This is a genomic window from Marivirga sp. (assembly GCF_051117495.1).
Taxonomy (GTDB): Bacteria; Bacteroidota; Bacteroidia; order Cytophagales; family Cyclobacteriaceae; genus Marivirga.
Genome location: NZ_JBNPEF010000008.1, coordinates 83,613 through 101,898, shown reverse-complemented (window position 1 = coordinate 101,898; position 18,286 = coordinate 83,613). Strand labels below are relative to the sequence as shown.

General features: G+C 35.8%; 11 protein-coding genes. 3 read left to right on the top strand and 8 right to left on the bottom strand.

All coding sequences use genetic code 11. The features are described from left to right. Positions 1-53 precede the first annotated feature (53 nt). The gene (locus ACFE0M_RS05695) at positions 54-2,402 is read left to right on the top strand and encodes a TonB-dependent receptor (RefSeq protein WP_434544781.1); all 2,349 of its coding nucleotides are present in this window, start codon (positions 54-56) and stop codon (positions 2,400-2,402) included. A 48-nt stretch (positions 2,403-2,450) separates the two neighbouring features. Next, complete coding sequence (locus ACFE0M_RS05690; protein WP_434544780.1) at positions 2,451-3,017, top strand: hypothetical protein; 567 nt, start codon at positions 2,451-2,453, stop codon at positions 3,015-3,017. A gap of 55 nt (positions 3,018-3,072) precedes the next feature. On the opposite strand, the gene ACFE0M_RS05685 is transcribed toward ACFE0M_RS05690, so the two are convergent. The 4 genes from ACFE0M_RS05685 to ACFE0M_RS05670 all read right to left on the bottom strand — a co-directional run bounded on the left by ACFE0M_RS05685 (position 3,073) and on the right by ACFE0M_RS05670 (position 11,346). Then, positions 3,073-3,636 (bottom strand): class I SAM-dependent methyltransferase, encoded by a 564-nt coding sequence (locus tag ACFE0M_RS05685; protein WP_434544779.1) that lies wholly within the window; start codon positions 3,634-3,636, stop codon positions 3,073-3,075. Positions 3,637-4,194: 558 nt separating this feature from the next. Then, positions 4,195-4,692, bottom strand: coding sequence for a hypothetical protein (locus ACFE0M_RS05680; RefSeq protein ID WP_434544778.1), 498 nt, complete (start codon positions 4,690-4,692; stop codon positions 4,195-4,197). 4 nt (positions 4,693-4,696) lie between these two features. Continuing rightward, positions 4,697-7,798, bottom strand: coding sequence for an HsdM family class I SAM-dependent methyltransferase (locus tag ACFE0M_RS05675; protein ID WP_434544777.1), 3,102 nt, complete (start codon positions 7,796-7,798; stop codon positions 4,697-4,699). Positions 7,799-8,121: 323 nt separating this feature from the next. Beyond that, complete coding sequence (locus tag ACFE0M_RS05670; protein WP_434544776.1) at positions 8,122-11,346, bottom strand: VPS10 domain-containing protein; 3,225 nt, start codon at positions 11,344-11,346, stop codon at positions 8,122-8,124. 285 nt (positions 11,347-11,631) lie between these two features. On the opposite strand from ACFE0M_RS05670, the gene ACFE0M_RS05665 reads away from it, so the two are divergent. Next, on the top strand, positions 11,632-12,267 hold the full coding sequence (locus ACFE0M_RS05665; protein WP_434544775.1) for a hypothetical protein: 636 nt from the start codon (positions 11,632-11,634) through the stop codon (positions 12,265-12,267). Between the two features lie 15 nt (positions 12,268-12,282). Here ACFE0M_RS05665 and ACFE0M_RS05660 read toward each other — a convergent pair whose 3' ends face one another. From ACFE0M_RS05660 to nusA, 4 genes are all read right to left on the bottom strand, one after another. Next, positions 12,283-12,762: an SgcJ/EcaC family oxidoreductase gene (locus ACFE0M_RS05660; protein ID WP_434544774.1), complete on the bottom strand. Its 480-nt coding sequence runs from the start codon at positions 12,760-12,762 to the stop codon at positions 12,283-12,285. Between the two features lie 100 nt (positions 12,763-12,862). Continuing rightward, positions 12,863-13,648 carry an SH3 domain-containing protein gene (locus tag ACFE0M_RS05655; protein ID WP_434544773.1) on the bottom strand — a complete coding sequence of 262 codons (786 nt, stop codon included), beginning with the start codon at positions 13,646-13,648 and terminating at the stop codon, positions 12,863-12,865. 323 nt (positions 13,649-13,971) lie between these two features. Beyond that, entirely contained in the window at positions 13,972-16,992 is a 3,021-nt protein-coding gene (infB, locus tag ACFE0M_RS05650; RefSeq protein WP_434544772.1) for a translation initiation factor IF-2, read from the bottom strand. 51 nt (positions 16,993-17,043) lie between these two features. Beyond that, on the bottom strand, positions 17,044-18,285 hold the full coding sequence (gene nusA, locus ACFE0M_RS05645; protein WP_434544771.1) for a transcription termination factor NusA: 1,242 nt from the start codon (positions 18,283-18,285) through the stop codon (positions 17,044-17,046). Between the last annotated feature and the right edge of the window lies 1 nt (position 18,286).

The following is an 18,286-nucleotide window of genomic DNA, read 5'->3' as shown; positions in this document are numbered from 1 at the left end:
AAGAATTTTTTAAAGGGTCTTTTTATTAACGCAACTTTTATATATTTGCAACAATGTTGCGTTTAATAAAAATACTGTTTGTCATTTATGTATTTGCAATGCCTGAGCTAAGCATCGGTCAGGAGGAGTGTCGTGTCAGTTTTTCGGGACAAGTACTTTCTGAAGGAGAACATTTGCCAGTTGCCTTTGCCACAGTATATATCCCGGAAATTGAAGATGGTGTGCAAACTAATGAAGAAGGATATTTTAGTATTAAAATTCCGTGCCATAATAAATATGAGGTTATCATTAGCCAAGTAGAATATCAAAAAACCAGTACCTACATATCAGTTGAAATAGAGGATTATAAACAAACCTTTTATTTAAAATCTAAGCAGAACGTACTTTCAGCGGTAAGTGTACACTCCCATAAAAGAGAAGAAGTGCTTTTGAGCAATGTGGAGAGTGTGCTATCTACCCGAGAATTAAGAAAATTAAAGGGAAAATCGTTATCTGAATCAGTAAGTACCTTGCCGGGCGTTTATAATATCAAAACGGGTCCAGGTATTAATAAACCGATGATACACGGATTGTATGGGAGTAGAATCCAAGTTGTTAATAATGAGGTTTCTCAAATGGGGCAACAGTGGGGGGTAGATCATGCTCCTGAAATTGATCCTTTTGTGGCTTCAAGAATAACTATTGTGAAGGGAGCCTCCTCAGTAAAATACGGGCCTAGAGCGATAGGTGGAGCATTGCTATTAGAACCAGAGCCTTTAGTTCCAGATTCTACTTTGCATGGAAGTTTGGATTTAGTGGGATTCACCAACGGACGAGGTGGTATTGGTTCTGTCATGCTTTCAGGAAGTTTTTTATTAAATGAAGAAGAATCACTTAACTGGAGATTGCAATCTTCTGCCAAAAAATCCGGTGACCAGCATGCTGCCAATTATAATTTAACGAATACCGGCAGCGAGGAATTGAACTTTTCAGCTGCCGCTAATTACATCAAAGAAGATTTACAAGCAGATATTTTCTACAGCCGTTTCTCAACTGAAATTGGAATACTAAGAGGGGCTCATATAGGAAATGTGGATAACTTCTTTGAGGCTTTAGATAAACGCCCACCATTCTTCACTGAGGATTTTTCTTATGAAATCAATAATCCGAAGCAAAATGTGGTACATCAATTATTGAAAGCCAAAGTACACCTCGATCGTTCTGATTACGGTGATTTTGATTTTATTTATGCCTATCAGCAAAATGCTAGACAAGAATTTGACATCCGAAGAGGAGGTAGGAGTGATAGACCTTCGGTTGATTTGCAATTAGATAGCCATGTGGCAAAACTTCTATTCCATCACGAACCTATTTGGACCAATTTAAGTGGAGAAATAGGATTGGATTATGAATATCAAAATAATAAGAACGTACCAGGAACGGGCACTACACCATTAATCCCCAATTATTCAAGCTTCCAAACAGGTGCTTTTTTAAACGAAGCCTGGACTACAGAAAAATGGAATTTAGAAGCAGGTTTAAGGTTTGATGCTATTGCCATAGATGTGTTAAAATTTAATGAGGAAGACCAGCTGATCAATCCAAAGCATCAGTACAATATGTTCTCAGGAATAGTAGGAGGTGGCTATGATTTCAGCAGTAATTTTAAATATAAATCAAATATCAGTTGGAGCCAACGGGCACCAAGTATCAATGAATTGTATAGCCAAGGTTTGCATCATAGTGTAGCGGCTATAGAGGAGGGCGATGATCAGCTTTCACCAGAAACCTCTATGAAATGGTTACATAGTTTACAGTTTAGCTTTAATGAAAAACTCAGGTTAAATGTGGATGCTTATGCCAGTAGAATTCAAAACTATATCTATTTACAACCCGAAGAACCAAGGTTAACGATTAGAGGCGCATTTCCAGTTTATCAATATAGACAGACACTAGCAGATATTTATGGAACGGATATAATAGGGAGCTACGAATTTTTTCATCATTTCACATTAAATACTAAGGCCTCCATCATTCGTGGTAATGATATTTCAAACGAATTACCATTGATTTTTATGCCGGCAGACAGATGGGAAAACACTTTAAACTGGCGATTAAGCAATAAGCTGGGCTTTAAAGAAATCGATTTCAATTTAAGCGGATTAAAAGTCTTCGAACAATACAGAGCACCTATTACAGAAACCGAGGCTTATGAACAAGCAACTGTTCCGGTTCCAGATGGATATTTTATCACTAATTTTTCGTTGGACACCACCAAAAAACTAGAGAATGCGCAGCTTAATTTAGGCTTGAGCATTTATAATTTAATGAATACCGATTATACCGATTACCTGAATCGCTTGCGTTTTTATGCAGCTGAAACAGGCAGAAATTTTGAATTAAGAATTAATTACATCTTTTAAATATAACTTTTACAAATCAATTATTAACCCTTTAAATAACAATCAACAATGAAAACCCAAACAATGAGTATTTTAAGAAGTATGCTACTGCTAGTGGCAGTATTGCTATTTTCACAATGTGACACAGAAGATCCTGAGCCGGAAAACGAGGAAGAACTGATTACCACCTTAGAAATGACTTTTAGCCCAATAGGCGGAGGAGCTGATGTTGTTTTTTCTCTGGTAGATATGGATGGCCCTGGCGAAGATGAGCCAGTTTATACCAATGGAACCTTAGCTGCCAATACTCGATATAATGTGTCCATTGAGGTTAGAAATGACGAAGAAGGAGAAGATATCACGGAAGAAATTGAAGAAGAAGATGAGGAGCACCAGTTTTTCTTCCAGAAAACTAGTGGTTTGAATATTGAATTCAATTACGATGACGAAGATGGAAACGGAAATCCAATTGGATTATCTACTGTTTTTTCAACAGGAGATGCAAGTACTGGATCATTGGTAGTAATCTTAAGACACGAGCCAGATAAATCAGCTGATGGTGCAGTAAATGGCGATCCAAGCAATGCCGGTGGCGAAACCGATATTGAGGCTACCTTTGATGTAACAATAGAGTAAAAGAAAAATAGATTTAGGTTGTAAAAGCAGTGATTCGAGAGGGTTGCTGCTTTTTTTATTTTTGTACAACAATCATCCGATAATTGGTTTCAGATTTGTGACCGCTTTCTTGATCTTGATAAGTATAAATCAACTTTTGATCTTCTAATCGCGCCAAATCTCCCTTAAAGTCAAGTGTTTCATTAAATGTGGCTACCTTTTCCCCAGTATCTTGAATGCAAATGATGAGAATAGCCCCTTTTCTAAGCTCATTTAATATTTTCCTAATGAGATCCTGCTCCTTTTCTTTATCCTTTTTAGCAAAATGGAAGATGCTATCAAGCAAAATGAAATCAAATTCATGAAACTGATCGAAGCCATAGATATCACCTATTTTTCCGCTTAAATCAAGATTTTTATTCTTAGCAATCTGATTCATTTGGTCAATGCCCACTTTTGAATTATCAATTCCGACCACTGAGTATCCCATTCCAGCAATCGGAACTGCATCTCTACCCTGACCGCAACCCACATCCAGCACTTTTCCTTTTTTAGGAAACTGATCGAAAAACTCCATCAATTCGGGATAGGGTTTCCCGAAAAGATTTTCAGTTTGATAATATTGATCGTAAGCTACCATTACAAAATTTCATTTGTGCAGAAGTTTTTAATAAAAGCACTCTATTTAGAGTAATTTTAATGAAAGTATTACAATTTACTAAAAGTTCCTATTTGGTACTATTCAATTCACTCTGGTTTTGTCAATTAACAAAGAAGAGTGTTTACGTTGTAGCTGAAAGTGTGCAGACCACCATGTAAAATATGGCGGGAACGGGGTAAAATACAACCCAACTAAAACCAACAAAATGCCAATTGGGAGGTTTTCTGAATCTTGATTAATGTGCAACAAAGTAGAAACCCCAAAAATCAAAAATACCTCTCCAAAAATAAAGGGAGCAGTACCAAAATAAATGTACAAACAATTTAGAAATGAAAGTTTTTGTGGCATTATGGATTATTACTTTGAATAGTAATTGTAAAATATGACCCCAACATGCACAGCATGGAGGGAACGGGGTAAAGAGTAACTATTTGCTATTTGAATCCTCTGTAAAATCAAAAATTAAATGTTTCAATATTCCTATGTCAGAATGATTAGATTCGTAATAGGTATTTAATAGTTTTCCCTGTTTAGGTTTCAATTTTTCTGTTTCTCTTTTGTCTTTTCCAATAAAGTGTTAATTCCTTTTACAGTTGCGTCTATTTTACCCTCAAGTAAATAACCAATTAAACTGCCATTTTCGTATTTTTTAGAAATGAAGTTGTTAATACCTGTATTAATGTATCTTCGTTTTAATGCGTAATCGTTTTGCTTTATATTCTTTGCTTCAAAAAAGTAATCATATTCGTTTCTTTGAGAAAACGTAGTTAACCTAAAGTCTATTCTAGGAAATTTATCTGCAAAGCCTTTAACTTTAGGAATATTTTTGGGAATATGAGATTCAACATTACTAGAAACTTTCCATGTTATTCTTAATGGATTTTCTTTTATATGCCTGTGTATTTCAGAGGAAATATCGTTTTCATTCCAATCTAATTGTATTACTCTTTCACTTAAAGTTGTTTTATATGCTTCTATGATTAACTGAAAACATCGTTGCTCAAAAGCTCTTTTATAATTAAATTTATACGACATTCTGTTAATCCTCATTTAAAATTTCAAGAATCAACTCCGAAGCATCTTCTATTGCCATTGTTTTTGACCAAAACCTTCGCTGATTGGGGCGAATTATATAAATATCGTCTCCTGTTTTATAGTTCAGTTTTTTTCTGAAATAAATACTGTTTGATTTTTCGTCCCATAAATATTGGTCAAGTTTCTTTAATTCTATATCAATACTTTCTTTGGAAATAGAAATATATTTCTTTACTTTTTCGTGAGAAATTTTTATCATCATCAAAGGTGTAAACTTATTGATATTAAAAACTGTCGCATTTACAAACAAGTCTTGACCTTCGAGAAACTCATTTAACTCTTCCGTGATTGATGAAGCATATTTATTAATATCTGTAATTCTGGTAGACATATGGATTTCATTTACATCTTTTTTCAATAAAGGAAGTGTAAATGAAATAAAATCATCAATAATAAAACGATTTATATTTTTGTAAATAGCTAATTTTTCAAAAACAAACTCATCAATTTTTCGCTCTAATTCTTGAATATTTTGAAAGCTTTCAAATATATCCCTTGTTATGTATTTATCATATAAATTAGACAAATAATCAAAATCTTCCAGTGTGAGAAATAATGGTAGGTTATCAATTTCATTTGGTTTTATTTCCTCTCTTTCTATTCCGACAGATGCGGATGTCAAAAATATATAGTATAAGACAAATTTTGAATTAATAAAACAAGCTATTCCTTTTAACAAATTAGGGTTAGAATGATGTATTCCTATCACTTTGCTATTAAAAGAACAATCTTCGCCAAGATAGGAAGCACAAATTCTCCAATTAGACAAACCTTCCTTTATCAGGATATGTGGAGATTTATATGCTTTTATAGCACCAACTCTTCTAAAAACATTAATCTCTGGTATTGTTGATGTTTTTGTTTTGTAATATTCAGCATAAATTTTTCTTGATGCTCCTGTTAATCCATCATTTAAATTTGAAAAAGAATATGAGGCAAACCTTTCAATAGATTGAGGTTTTATATATTGTTGTGGAATACCCTCTTTAACGATGGGGGTAGTAGTTGATTTATCAAGAAATTGAAGACCAAGACCTTTCGAGAATCCTTTTTCAGAAAGGAAACTATAAAATTTGTTACCAGAAAGAGATTTTATTAAATCCCAGTCGCTCATTCCTCCCCACATTGCAACTTTCCAAATTTTTGTGTCGGGTTTTTGACACTCTTCCCTAGGAAGGTATTTTAAATCTGTAAAATCAATGCTTAAACCATCTATTACGTTTGACTTTATGAATGTTTTTGGAGCAAAATAAGCAATTTTATCACTTGGTTTTTCAGGTAATTCTTTCTGATAATATACAATACTTATTGGTCCCGTAGCATCACTAAATAATTGTCCGCCAAAGTTTTTATGAGCATTCCTGAGAATAGAAAAATTAAAAACCTTTTCCACATAACATTCATTGAACAACCATTCTCTGAACTTTTGATAAGTTGTGCCTGTATTGGTTAAAACTTTTGTATTGAAAATCAAGGCGATTTCACCATGGGGAGCAAGTTTGACAGCTTTATGTAAAAACGGCAAAACCATTTCCTGTGCAAATCCTTCTTTATTACAATAGTTTTTGATGGATGGTAATAAATTTTTTGTTCCAAATGGGGGGTTTCCAATAATCAAATCAAATTCATCAGAATCTATTTCTTTATTCTCAGCAATTGTATCTCTGCGAAACAAGTTTGTTCCCTGTTCATTTAGTGATTTGTCATCAGGATCATTGATAAGATTAGGTAAACGATGCTTTTTCTTTTGCCATAAATCTTTTGGGTCTAAACTATCAACTAAAGCTAAGTACAAACTAAAAGCCGCAACTTTTATTGCTTGTGGATGCAGTTCTACGCCAAAGATATTATCAGTTAACAGTTTTTTTAATTTATCAAAGTTGGTAAGTCTTTCGTTATGATGATTTTCATAACGCTTAACCAAACGCTTGAAACTTTCCACAAGAAAAATGCCCGAACCACAACTTGGGTCTAAAATTTTGACATTGTAGTTTTTTTCAGTTTTGTTAGTGGGTAACTTTTCATTCAGTATAAATTCAACTAATGCAGGAGGCGTGTAGTATGTCCCTGTTTTTTTCTTTAATTCCGGGTCGGTTTTGAATAAAAAATTCTCATAAATTTCACTCAACAATTCAATTTGAATAATGCTAAAATCAAACAACCGCCAATTGAAGTTTATTTCAATCTGTGTGGAATTTTCATTGCCACTAATGAAACATTTTTTTACCAGCTGGAGCTGTTCGGCAGATATTTGTTCGTCTTTTTCAATTGTAAAAACATTCCCATTAAAATCTTCTTCTAATCGTTTGAACAATTTATAAGTAGCTTCAACATCATCTAAAATATCGAAATATGAAGAAGCCTCTTTTTTATAAATGGAATATAGTTTCTTATCTGTAGCCCCTCTGTCCTCAAGATATAATAGAAATAAAGAACGAAGTATAATTTTATGGATAAAATCAATTTTTAAGCCTTGGGCTTTGAGTTGATTAGCGGTATTAACCAAGCTTGAAACAAGATATTTGTCAACCCTGCGTTGAAGCTTAATTTTATCTCTAATAAACTGTGCTTCTTCCAATGTCCAAATGATACCCGTATCAATTGCAACTCTTGAAAATAATTTATTTAGTTCTTCAAACTGTTCTTTATCTGAAAACTGATATGATTTTATTTCAACGTTTTGAAGTTCTTTCTCTAAATTAAAATTTTCTTTATTTTTAATAAGTGGTTTTTCTGAACAACTATAGATTCGAATCTCGGTATCGGAATAAACGTAAAGAAAGAGTACTTTTTTATAGTTCCATACTTTTTTGTGAATATCAGCTATTTTACCTAAAGTACTTTGATCAAATGATTTTACCTTTTTCAGGAATACAGCAGGGAAACTGTTACCATTATCATCTGTATTAAAGTAAATAGAGTCAATGTCAAAATCTCTCGTTAGTTCAAAAACAACAGATTCACTATCCAAAATTTTTTTGTTTTTGGATTTAACAGATTTTGCTCTTCCTAAACCGATTAATTCTATTGCTTCCTGCCCTGTCATTACATTTGTCTGATAAACAAATTTTTTTCTAAAATACAAATTTCAACTGGCAAAGGTAGCTGTTTTCTATAGTTTTTTAAGTTCATTATGTTTAAAACTCAAATCTGTAATTCTGGTTTTTTGACCTTTTAATTTTTAAAAAAGCAATAATGTAAACACTATATAATTTTCAGCGACAGACGGTGGGTTTCAAATACTCAAATAAGTTAGGTATGTTTTTGTATTAAAGATTTGATGGAAATTACTATAATTCTTATACAAATAACACAAAAAAAGCCTGCAGCGTCTCCACCACAGGCTTTCCAATCATCATCAAAATTTACTTATTCTTTTACTTCTATAGCCTCATATTCTTCAAAAAGAGAAAGATCCAATTCGCTAATGCTTTCTTGATAGGCTTTCCAATCCTCTGCAAAGAATTTGTTAAGCGCATCTATAGCGGGTTTTAGTGCCTCTTCTGCCTGTTTCTTTAATCTTTTTTGAGTATCACCTGGTTTGTCAAAACTAGCGGCCGTATAGTAATAAGCATTCCCGATTCTATCGCCTATGTCTGGTATAGGTGTTCTGATAATCCCTTGCTTTTCACTAAAGTCTTCTCCAACAAATGGCTCAAATAATACTTCCAAGGTATCTTTTATGGCTTTGCTCGCTTTAATCTGATCTTTGAAGGCTTCTTTATCTTTTTCTTTCATCCATTTGATGTAATGATCAGCTGTTTCCTTTGCTTCCAAAATTCTTTGGCTGGCTTCATAAGCAGTCTCTTGCATTTTTTCCATGGATTTTAAGAAATCATAGCGTGCTTTTAAGTCTGCTTCATCTACATCCAAACGAGGATCGAACTTCACTTCAATGTCTGTTGAATCTTTATGCTTACCAAAGTGCATCACCAGCTTATATTTTCCTGGGATTACATCCACTCCGCCTGACTCTTCAGCATCCTCTTTGGTCAACCTTCTGCTCGGGCCTCGTTGTCCTGCCTCATCCATTCTCCAATACATGCGGTGTAAGCCATTTTCCTTAGGAGCCTTCTCTCTTAAGGTACGGATCAATTCACCATCCATCGTATAAATTTTAAGCTTAAGAGAATCATAAGTGATTTTTTTCTCATTACTTTCCTCCTCTTTTTTCTCCTCTTTATCTTCTTCCTTTTGTTCTGGCTTATTAATCAAATAAGAAATCATCACATTAGAATTTCTATTTTCCCCATTGAAAAGGGCATTGGCTCCAAAGCGAGAACCACTTGGCTGCTGATTTACCGCCTGATAAGCCGTTGGTGGTGTGAACAATTTTAAGGGTTGATCAAGAACAGTTTTCCCTTGAGTAGCCAGTTCCCTCAATGGACGGATATCATCCATTACATAAATGGCTCGACCGAAAGTACCAATTACTAAATCATGCTCACGTGGATGAATAACCATATCACGAGTTGGCACATTCGGATAATCATTCGTCCATTTTTGCCAATTCTGGCCTTTATTAATGCTAAAATATAAACCGCCATCTGTTCCTAAGAACATTAGGTTCGGTTCTTCAGGATCTTGGACTACACTTAAGGTAAATGTCCAAACATCATCACCTGAGGTTAAATTAGTCCAGCTTTTACCATAATTGGTGGTATGAAATAAATAGGGTTTAAAATCAAAATTTCTATAATTATTCACCACAACAAATGCTTCACCTTCATTGTAAGTAGAAGCTTGAATTTGTGCCACCCAAGATTCCGCCGGGAAGCCTTTAATGTTGGTGCTTACTTTGTTCCACGTTTGACCACCATCTTGCGTCAGTTGAATATTTCCATCATCCGTACCTACCCAAATTACTTCTTCTTTTAGTGAAGATGGAGCAATTGCCGTAATGGTCGTATTATTTTCTGCCCCTGTAGCGTCATAAGTTAAGCCACCACTTTCAAACTGCTTTTGTTTTTCGGAATCATTGGTGGTCAAATCGGGTGAAATAATTTCCCATGTTTGTCCTTTATCGGTGGTTTTATGTAAAAACTGACTACCAAAATAAACAGAGCTATTATCAAATGGATTTTGTGCTATGGCCGCATTCCAGTTAAATCTTAAAAGCACATCTTTATCAGGATGAGTTGGTCTTACAATTTGATTGTTACCTGTTTCTCTATCATAGCGAACCACAAAACCTTGTTGCGATTGCGCAAATCCATAACGTGAATTATCCGGATCTGGCACTACATCAAAACCATCTCCAAATGCTAATTCTTGGAAATAAGAATTTCGGATTCCTTGTGACTTCCAAGCATAAGCTGGGCCTATCCAACTTCCGTTATCTTGCATTCCGCCATACACATTATAAGGATAATCATTATCTACATTGATATGGTAAAACTGCCCAACTGGAAGGTTTTGTACAAATCTCCAGGTTTCTCCGCCATCATAAGTAATGTTTAATCCACCGTCATTTCCATCTAACATCATATCTGGATTTTCTGGATGGATATACCAAGCATGGTGATCGGGGTGAACCCCAACTTCAGTACCGTAAGCAGGCATTAACTCTTTGAAAGACTTTCCGCCATCTTCGCTTACATTTACATAGGTGAAAATGGTGTAAACTCTATTTTCATTGGATGGGTCAGCATACAATTCTGCATAGTAAAAAGGACGATTCCCGATTTCTCCCATGTCTGAATTGATCATTTCCCATTTATAGCCGCCATCAGTTGATTTATATAAAGCATTCTTTTTAGATTCTATTAAAGCATAAACCGTTTTAGAATCTGCAGCTGAAATGGCTAGGCCAATTCGACCTAAATCACCTTTAGGCAAACCGTCTTCATCGCTTAACTTTTTCCAGTTTTCACCACCATCCACGGTCATGTATAAACCAGAACCCGGTCCACCCGATGTGAAAGTCCATGGTTTTCTTCTGTGCTCCCACATGGCGGCAAATAATTTATTCGGATTATTAGGGTCCATGATCAATTCGGCAACCCCCGTTTTGTTATCTACAAATAAGCTTTTGGCCCAGGTTTTTCCACCATCAGTGGTTTTGTAAACACCTCTTTCAGGATGCTCTCCCCAAGGAGAACCAATTGCCCCTACAAAAACTGTATTCGGGTTTTTGGGATCAATTCTAACACGATGGATATTGCGAGTTTTCTCTAGGCCCATCAGTTTCCAGCTTTTGCCGCCATCCATTGATTTGTAGAGTCCATAGCCACCATTAGAGCTATTTCGAGGATTTCCTTCTCCTGTTCCTACCCAAATTACATCTGGGTTGTCTTGCTGAATGGCGACTGCTCCTATAGACAGGATTTGCTCTTCATCGAAGACCGGTTTCCAATCAACACCGCCACTTTCAGATTTCCATAGACCACCAGAAGCGGAACCGACATACATCACTTGCGGATTGTCATGCACCACATCGATGGCGGTAATTCTACCACTCATACCAGCAGGACCTATGCTGCGGACATCAATGCCTTTTAATTTTTCTAAATCTACTTGCTGAGCGGATGCTGTAATATAGCAACTCATGATCAGTAATGTTAGAACCCATAGTTTTATAGTTGATTTTCTCATATTGCAAATTTTAAATTTCCATTAATCTCGCAATAGGAAGCTTTAGATGCAAGCAGCTTTTACTTTAAGGGTTGATTTGTGATTTGAATTACCGCTACTATTAACTTAAGGGTTTGAGAATGGTTTGAATATATTTATTGGTTCAAGTTGACGCTTCAATTAGAAATTAAAAGCTTGGGCCAGAAATAGTAGCGTTATAATTTTAAGATTAATATTGATCGATTTACAATTTATGTATCAGGAAACAGTTAATTTTTAAAGTAAACAAGATTAAAACATCAACCTATGAAAACCATCTTAGCATTTATTTTTTTCTTGTGCTTCCCGATAATCATTAATGCACAAGCGGAAGCAGAGACAAAAAAGCCTTATCAAATCGAAGGTAAAATTGGGATAGGACTTACTGCATTTCATGTGACGGGTTATCACACGGAGAATTACCCCGCTACTGCCATTCGTTTAGGTGGTATGCTCACCAGGCCCATCATCAATGATAGATTTAGGATAGGATTAGGGCTTAATCTCTTTTATCGTGATAAAAGCGAGCCACCGCTTGATGGAATTTATTATTATGGACGAGGTTATCCTTTACACAGATTAGATGAAACAGCTATTCAAAGACATCTCGCATTTGAATTTCCTATTAATTTTCAATATTCATTAAGTTCCAGTAACTCCATTGCGGCTGGCTTTATGGTAAGACAGTGGGCACCGAATAAAAACGTAGATTTATTATCCTCACAAACGGAATATGGTATTATAGCAGGATTTAAGCAAAATCTTGTCATGGGAATGAGTATAGGCCTTGACGTATTTACGGGTTTTGATTTTTACAACGCTTTACTTGTAACGCCTAGCAGAGATGGTAGAATAAGCATTAACAACCATTCAATATTATTAATCGCTGGCTATGATTTTTAAGTCTGAATATTTATATCAAGTAGATTCACGATAATCCACCGCTTCTATATTTCCCTCTTTATCAATTATATGAGTTTCTTTGCCGGGAACAATATCCGTATTTTGCGCTGATGCGCAGCTCCAATTACCATCATCACTTTGATGTACCACAAAAGTAAAAATAGTATTTCTTGCTTGAGCCTTTTTACCTTTTACGGAAGTTTGACCTTCCAAATGAATACGAGCATTTACAACTGCAATTGTATCTGATAAATATTTGACTTTCATTTTTCTTAAAGACAATTCTGAATCTTTAAAAATGACTTTTAGCCCATACTTATGGGCTTCAAATATAGATTCTCTATCGTGCCACCAAAGGCCAGTAACATTTATAAACTCTGCATCTTCATCAAAAATGGAAGCCAGCATTTTAGCATCTTTAAGGTTCCAGGCTTCTATAAATGTGTTTGGAATATCTGAAGGCTCGTTAAGATTTAAATCATTGATATTAGCCATGGCCGGTCAAATTATATTATTTAATGATCAAATCAACGTATATAAAACAAAAATAGCCACTAATTCAGTGGCTATTTATAAGATTTTAGATCTAATATTATTATTTACTAATAGCTTCTTTTGTTTCCTCCTCTTCTGAATCCGTTTCCACACTGTCCATTTCTTCTGTTGATTCATCTATCAATTCTTCCTCATCATTGTTTAAATCATTCAATTCATTTTTTAAATCCATCATAAATTGAGAAGAAATAAATGATTCATTTTCTATGATTTCTTGAATTGCGTCTGCCCTTTTTTCTTCATCTTCAATTTCTAATGCTTTTTGGGCATAAACTGCAACTGCTATGTCCACTTCATTATCGGATAAGTCAGTCCGTTTAACCCAACCAGTCCAAAACCAGGTTTCACCTTGGCTTTTACCTTTTACCTCTACCCATTCATCACGAGTATCAATGAGTGCCATTACATCCATTGGTTTAAAGCTGTTGTCAGTTTTGGTCAATAAATCCGGACGTTTATAAATTTGGACATCTTTGATGGCAGTAACCGCTGATCCCTCTTCAACAAAATCACTCACAACCCATCCTTGCTTATCATCACCTAATTTAATTTCTACATATTCCCGATTTTTTTCAGATGAATCTACTGCGGAATTTCCAGTAAGCTGGATTTTTTCTCCTAGACTGATGGAAGACACCCACTTACCATCAGACGATGGTTCCTTCCGGACAGAAATTCCATCCCATATTGAAACGGCATCTACCATTTCCATAGGTTTTTCCTCTTGAACAGCTTTTTCTTCTTTGTCTTTTGATTCATTTCCTGAGCACGATAATAATCCGATTACTAATAATGCACAAGCAAAAACATAGTAGTGTTTTTTCATTATTGTTATATTTTGGGTTTTAAAATTCCAACTAATGTAATTGATTTTTATAGGCTATGAAATAAAAGGGGGTGAATATTTGAATTTTTATAAAGCTAATCTCATTTGAGGAACCGTCACCCCATTAATTAAATATTCGCTTTTAAGAAAACGTGATTTGTCTGAGATGGAAGGTTTTAAGCTGTTTTGCAAGGATTTAAAACTCAGCTTACAGGATAAGACACGGCAGTTGGGATTGTTTTTTAGTCTCGCATTTGAGCAATAAAAAAAGCCGATTAAATTTTCATCTAATCGGCTCTGAAATTTATGATTTAACCTTGAGTTTATTTCAAAGTCCTTTTTACTTCTCTTTCTTCAAATCCTTCAATAATATCACCTTCTTTGATGTCATTATATCCTTTGATACTGATACCACATTCATATCCTTTCTTCACTTCCTGAACATCATCTTTGAAACGTTTCAATTGGTCAATCTCTCCTTCATACTTCACAATGCCTTCACGTATCAACCTGATTTTGTTATTACGTTTTAAGTAGCCATCCGTTACCATACAACCTGCTACGGTACCAATCTTGGATATTTTGAAAATTTCTCTAACCTCAATATTACCAGTGATAATTTCTTCAGTAGTTGGGGCCAACATACCTTCCATAGCGTCTTTCAGCTCATTGATGGCATCATAGATAATAGAATATAATCTAATTTCTATTTCTTCATTATCGGCTAATCTTCTGGCATTTACTGAAGGCCTTACTTGGAAACCTAAAATAATGGCATCAGATGCAGAAGCTAATAGCACATCAGATTCGGAAATCGGGCCAACTGCTTTGTGGATAATATTAACTTGAATTTCTTCCGTTGATAATTTCAATAAGGAATCCGACAAGGCTTCGATAGAACCATCCACATCCCCTTTAATGATCACATTCAATTCTTTAAAAGAACCGATTGCCAATCTACGGCCAATCTCATCTAGGGTGATATGCTTCTTAGTTCGCATGCTTTGCTCTCGCTGGATTTGCTCTCTTTTGTTGGCAATATCTCTTGCTTCACGATCGGTTTCCATCACATTAAAGCGGTCACCAGCTTGTGGGGCTCCATCCAACCCAAGCATTAATACAGGAGTAGAGGGTCCAGCTTCGCTAACTTTTTGTCCTTTATGGTCAAACATAGCTTTTACTTTACCATAATGGGCTCCGGCTAAAACTACATCTCCTACTTTAAGGGTTCCTGCCTGCACCATAATTGTGGTTACATAACCTCTACCTTTATCCAATTCAGCTTCCACTACAGTACCTACTGCAGATTTATTAGCATTGGCTTTAAGCTCTAATACTTCTGCTTCAAGCAACACTTTTTCTAACAAGTCTTCGATACCCGCCCCAGTTTTGGCAGATACTTCTTGACACTGATATTTACCACCCCAGTCCTCAACTAGTATGTTGATAGCTGATAATTGTTCTTTAATTTTATCTGGATTCGCATTTGGCTTATCCACTTTATTAATAGCAATGACCATTGGTACACCTGCCACCTGAGCATGATTAATAGCCTCTTTAGTTTGAGGCATCACAGCATCATCAGCCGCTACTACAATAATGGCAACATCGGTGATTTTAGCACCCCTTGCACGCATGGCTGTAAAAGCTTCGTGACCCGGAGTATCCAAAAAGGCTACCTTTTTACCGGATTCAGTCATTACATCATAAGCACCAATGTGCTGCGTAATTCCTCCGGCCTCTCCAGCGGTTACTTTTGATTCACGAATAAAATCCAGTAAGGAAGTTTTACCGTGGTCAACGTGACCCATGATGGTAACGATAGGAGCTCTGTCCTTTAAATCTTCCGGGGCATCTTGCTCTTCAATTACTTCAGTTTCATCATCCGCCTCAGTGAATTTTACATCAAAGCCGAATTCATCAGCAATGATGGTAATGGTTTCTGCATCTAATCTTTGGTTAATGGATGCAAAAATTCCCAAATTCATACACTTAGCAATGACATCATTTACGCTAACATCCATTAAGGACGCTAAGTCATTAGCCGAAATAAATTCCGTTGTTTTTAACAATTTAGATTCTGACTCTTGTTGTTGCAAGTCATCCTCTCTTTTGTCTGCCTGGGTTTGACGTTTTTCTTTTCTATATTTTGATCTATTACCACTAGCTCCGGGTGATTTACCACTCAAACGAGCCATGGTTTGCTTGATTTGCTCTTGGATTTCCTTTTCAGTCGGCTCAGCTTTTTCTACTCTACCTCTTCTGCCTCTGTTTTTATCGCTTCCGCCTCCTCTGTTTTGTCCTTGCTGACCCGGCCCTCTATTTTGACCTTGTCCACCGCCACCTGCTCCAGGTTTAGCATCTTGTGGTTTATTGCCGGCAATTCTTTTTCTTGGTCGCTTTCCTCTTCTTGCCTCCTTCTTATCATCTGATGAAGCAACAGGTTTAACTCCTTTCTTACCTTTTCTTTCCTTTTCTTTAGGTAAATCAATCTTACCTAAAACGGTCAGTCCTTTTAAAGAATCTGCTCTTGCAGCAATAGTGGAATCCTTAGGTTTTTCTTCCGTTAGCGGAAGTTTTTCCTCTTTCTTATCTTCCTCAGATTTATCAACTTCAGGTGCTTCTTCTTTTTTAGATTCAGCTTTCTTTGCCGTTTCTTCTTCTTCCTTAGCTTTTTCTGCTTTTGGAGCCTGCTCCTTTTTAGCCTCAGTCTTTTCTTCTTCTTTAGCTTCTACCTTTTCTTCTTTTTTAGGCTCGTCTTTTTTCTCCTCTTTTTCTTCAACTTTTCCTTTAGGAGCTTCTTCAGGTTTTTTCTTTTCGGCTACTGGCTCCTCTTCTTTTTTGGGTTGATCAGCTGGTTTTGGAGATTCCTGCTTCTTGCCTTTTTTGTGTTCGTCTAAATCAATTTTGCCCAAAACTTTAGGGCCAGATAATTTAGCACTTTCAGACTTATAGACATCATCCTTAGATTCTTCTTTCTTACTAGAAGTATCCTCAGCTGGTTTTTTGTCTTCTACTGGTGCTTTTTCTTTAGATTCACCTGCATTTTTGATCAGGACTTTATCTTCATCATCATTTCTATCATCAGCGCTATCAGCATCTGAATCGATGACTACATTGCTATTATGCTTTTTACCAATGGACAGACTGGATGCTTCCTCCTTCTCTTGAGCAGAGGAGGCAAACTCTTTAGCGAGCATTCCAAATTGCTCTTCGGTGATTTTTGAGTTTGGTTTACTATCAACCTCATAACCTTTTTTACCCAGAAAGTCCGTGATTGTAGATAATCCTACATTCAATTTTCTGGCCGCAAGGCTGAGTCGCATCATTTTTTCTTCTGACATAAATGCTTTGTATTCTCCTAAAAAATTATTGAACCTGGGTAATAAAAATGATTACTCAAATTCCTGACTGAATATTTTAAATATCTCGTCAATTGTTTCTTCTTCCAAGTCAGTCATTCTAACCAACTCTTCTCTACCTAATTCTAACACTCTTTTGGCGGTGTCAAGACCTACTTTTTTCAATTCTTCAATAACCCAATCTTCCAGTACGTCATTGAATTCATCAATCAAAACATCTTCCTCTTCAGCATCAGTCAATTCACGGAATACATCTATTTCCATTCCGACTAGTTTACTAGCCAATTTGATGTTCTGACCCCCTTTACCAATTGCTAAAGAGACTTGATCAGGTTTCAAATATACAGAAACTCGTTTATTCTCTTCATCAATTTTCATAGAACTTATTTTTGCAGGGCTTAATGCACGCTGAATATAAAGCTCCATGTTTTCTGTAAAGTTAATTACATCAATATTTTCATTTTGCAATTCGCGAACTATACTGTGAATTCTAGAGCCTTTCATCCCTACACAGGCACCTACCGGATCAATTCTATCATCATAAGATTCAACCGATACTTTGGCTCTTTCACCCGGTTCTCTTACAATTTTCCTAATATTGATAATTTCATCATAAATCTCAGGCACTTCCTGTTCAAACAAACGCTCTAAGAATACAGGCGATGTTCTTGAAAGCACAATTTTAGGATTACCATTTTGCATTTCCACTCTGTGAACCACTGCGCGAACGGAATCTCCTTTTCTAAATCTATCTTTCGGTATTTGCTCAGATTTTAATAATACCAACTCATTCCCTTCTGCATCGGTCAATAAAATTTCCCGACTTAGGATTTGATAAACCTCACCTGTTATGATTTCTCCAACAAGCTCGCTGTATTTATTAAACAAAATATCCTTCTCAAGGTCTTTTACCTTTTGAATTAAGGTTTGACGGGCAGTCGTTACAGCTCTTCTGCCGAAATGCTCTAATTCTACTTCCTCAGCCACTTCTTCACCGATTTCGAAATCTGGCTCAATTTTTCTAGCCTCAGTTAAACTGATTTTGTCGTGATCCCAGATATCCTCAGAGTTATCGTCAACGATTTCTCTAAAACGCCAGATTTCAAGGTCACCCTTGTCAGCGTTTATAATAATATCAAAGTTATCGTCCGTTTCGTATTTTTTACGAATCATGGTTTTAAACACATCCTCCAGGATGCGAATCATGGTGGGACGGTCGATATTTTTCTGCCTTGCAAAATCGGCAAACGATTCTATTAGATTTAATGTGTCCATG

Coding starts and splice junctions, on each gene's coding strand:
- ACFE0M_RS05665 (WP_434544775.1), top strand. CDS start 11,632: ATGAAAACCATCTTAGCATTTATTTTTTTCTTGTGCTTCCCGATAATC.
- ACFE0M_RS05690 (WP_434544780.1), top strand. CDS start 2,451: ATGAAAACCCAAACAATGAGTATTTTAAGAAGTATGCTACTGCTAGTG.
- ACFE0M_RS05685 (WP_434544779.1), bottom strand. CDS start 3,636: ATGGTAGCTTACGATCAATATTATCAAACTGAAAATCTTTTCGGGAAA.
- ACFE0M_RS05655 (WP_434544773.1), bottom strand. CDS start 13,648: ATGAAAAAACACTACTATGTTTTTGCTTGTGCATTATTAGTAATCGGA.
- ACFE0M_RS05670 (WP_434544776.1), bottom strand. CDS start 11,346: ATGAGAAAATCAACTATAAAACTATGGGTTCTAACATTACTGATCATG.
- ACFE0M_RS05680 (WP_434544778.1), bottom strand. CDS start 4,692: ATGTCGTATAAATTTAATTATAAAAGAGCTTTTGAGCAACGATGTTTT.
- infB (WP_434544772.1), bottom strand. CDS start 16,992: ATGTCAGAAGAAAAAATGATGCGACTCAGCCTTGCGGCCAGAAAATTG.
- ACFE0M_RS05660 (WP_434544774.1), bottom strand. CDS start 12,762: ATGGCTAATATCAATGATTTAAATCTTAACGAGCCTTCAGATATTCCA.
- ACFE0M_RS05695 (WP_434544781.1), top strand. CDS start 54: ATGTTGCGTTTAATAAAAATACTGTTTGTCATTTATGTATTTGCAATG.
- ACFE0M_RS05675 (WP_434544777.1), bottom strand. CDS start 7,798: ATGACAGGGCAGGAAGCAATAGAATTAATCGGTTTAGGAAGAGCAAAA.
- nusA (WP_434544771.1), bottom strand. CDS start 18,285: ATGGACACATTAAATCTAATAGAATCGTTTGCCGATTTTGCAAGGCAG.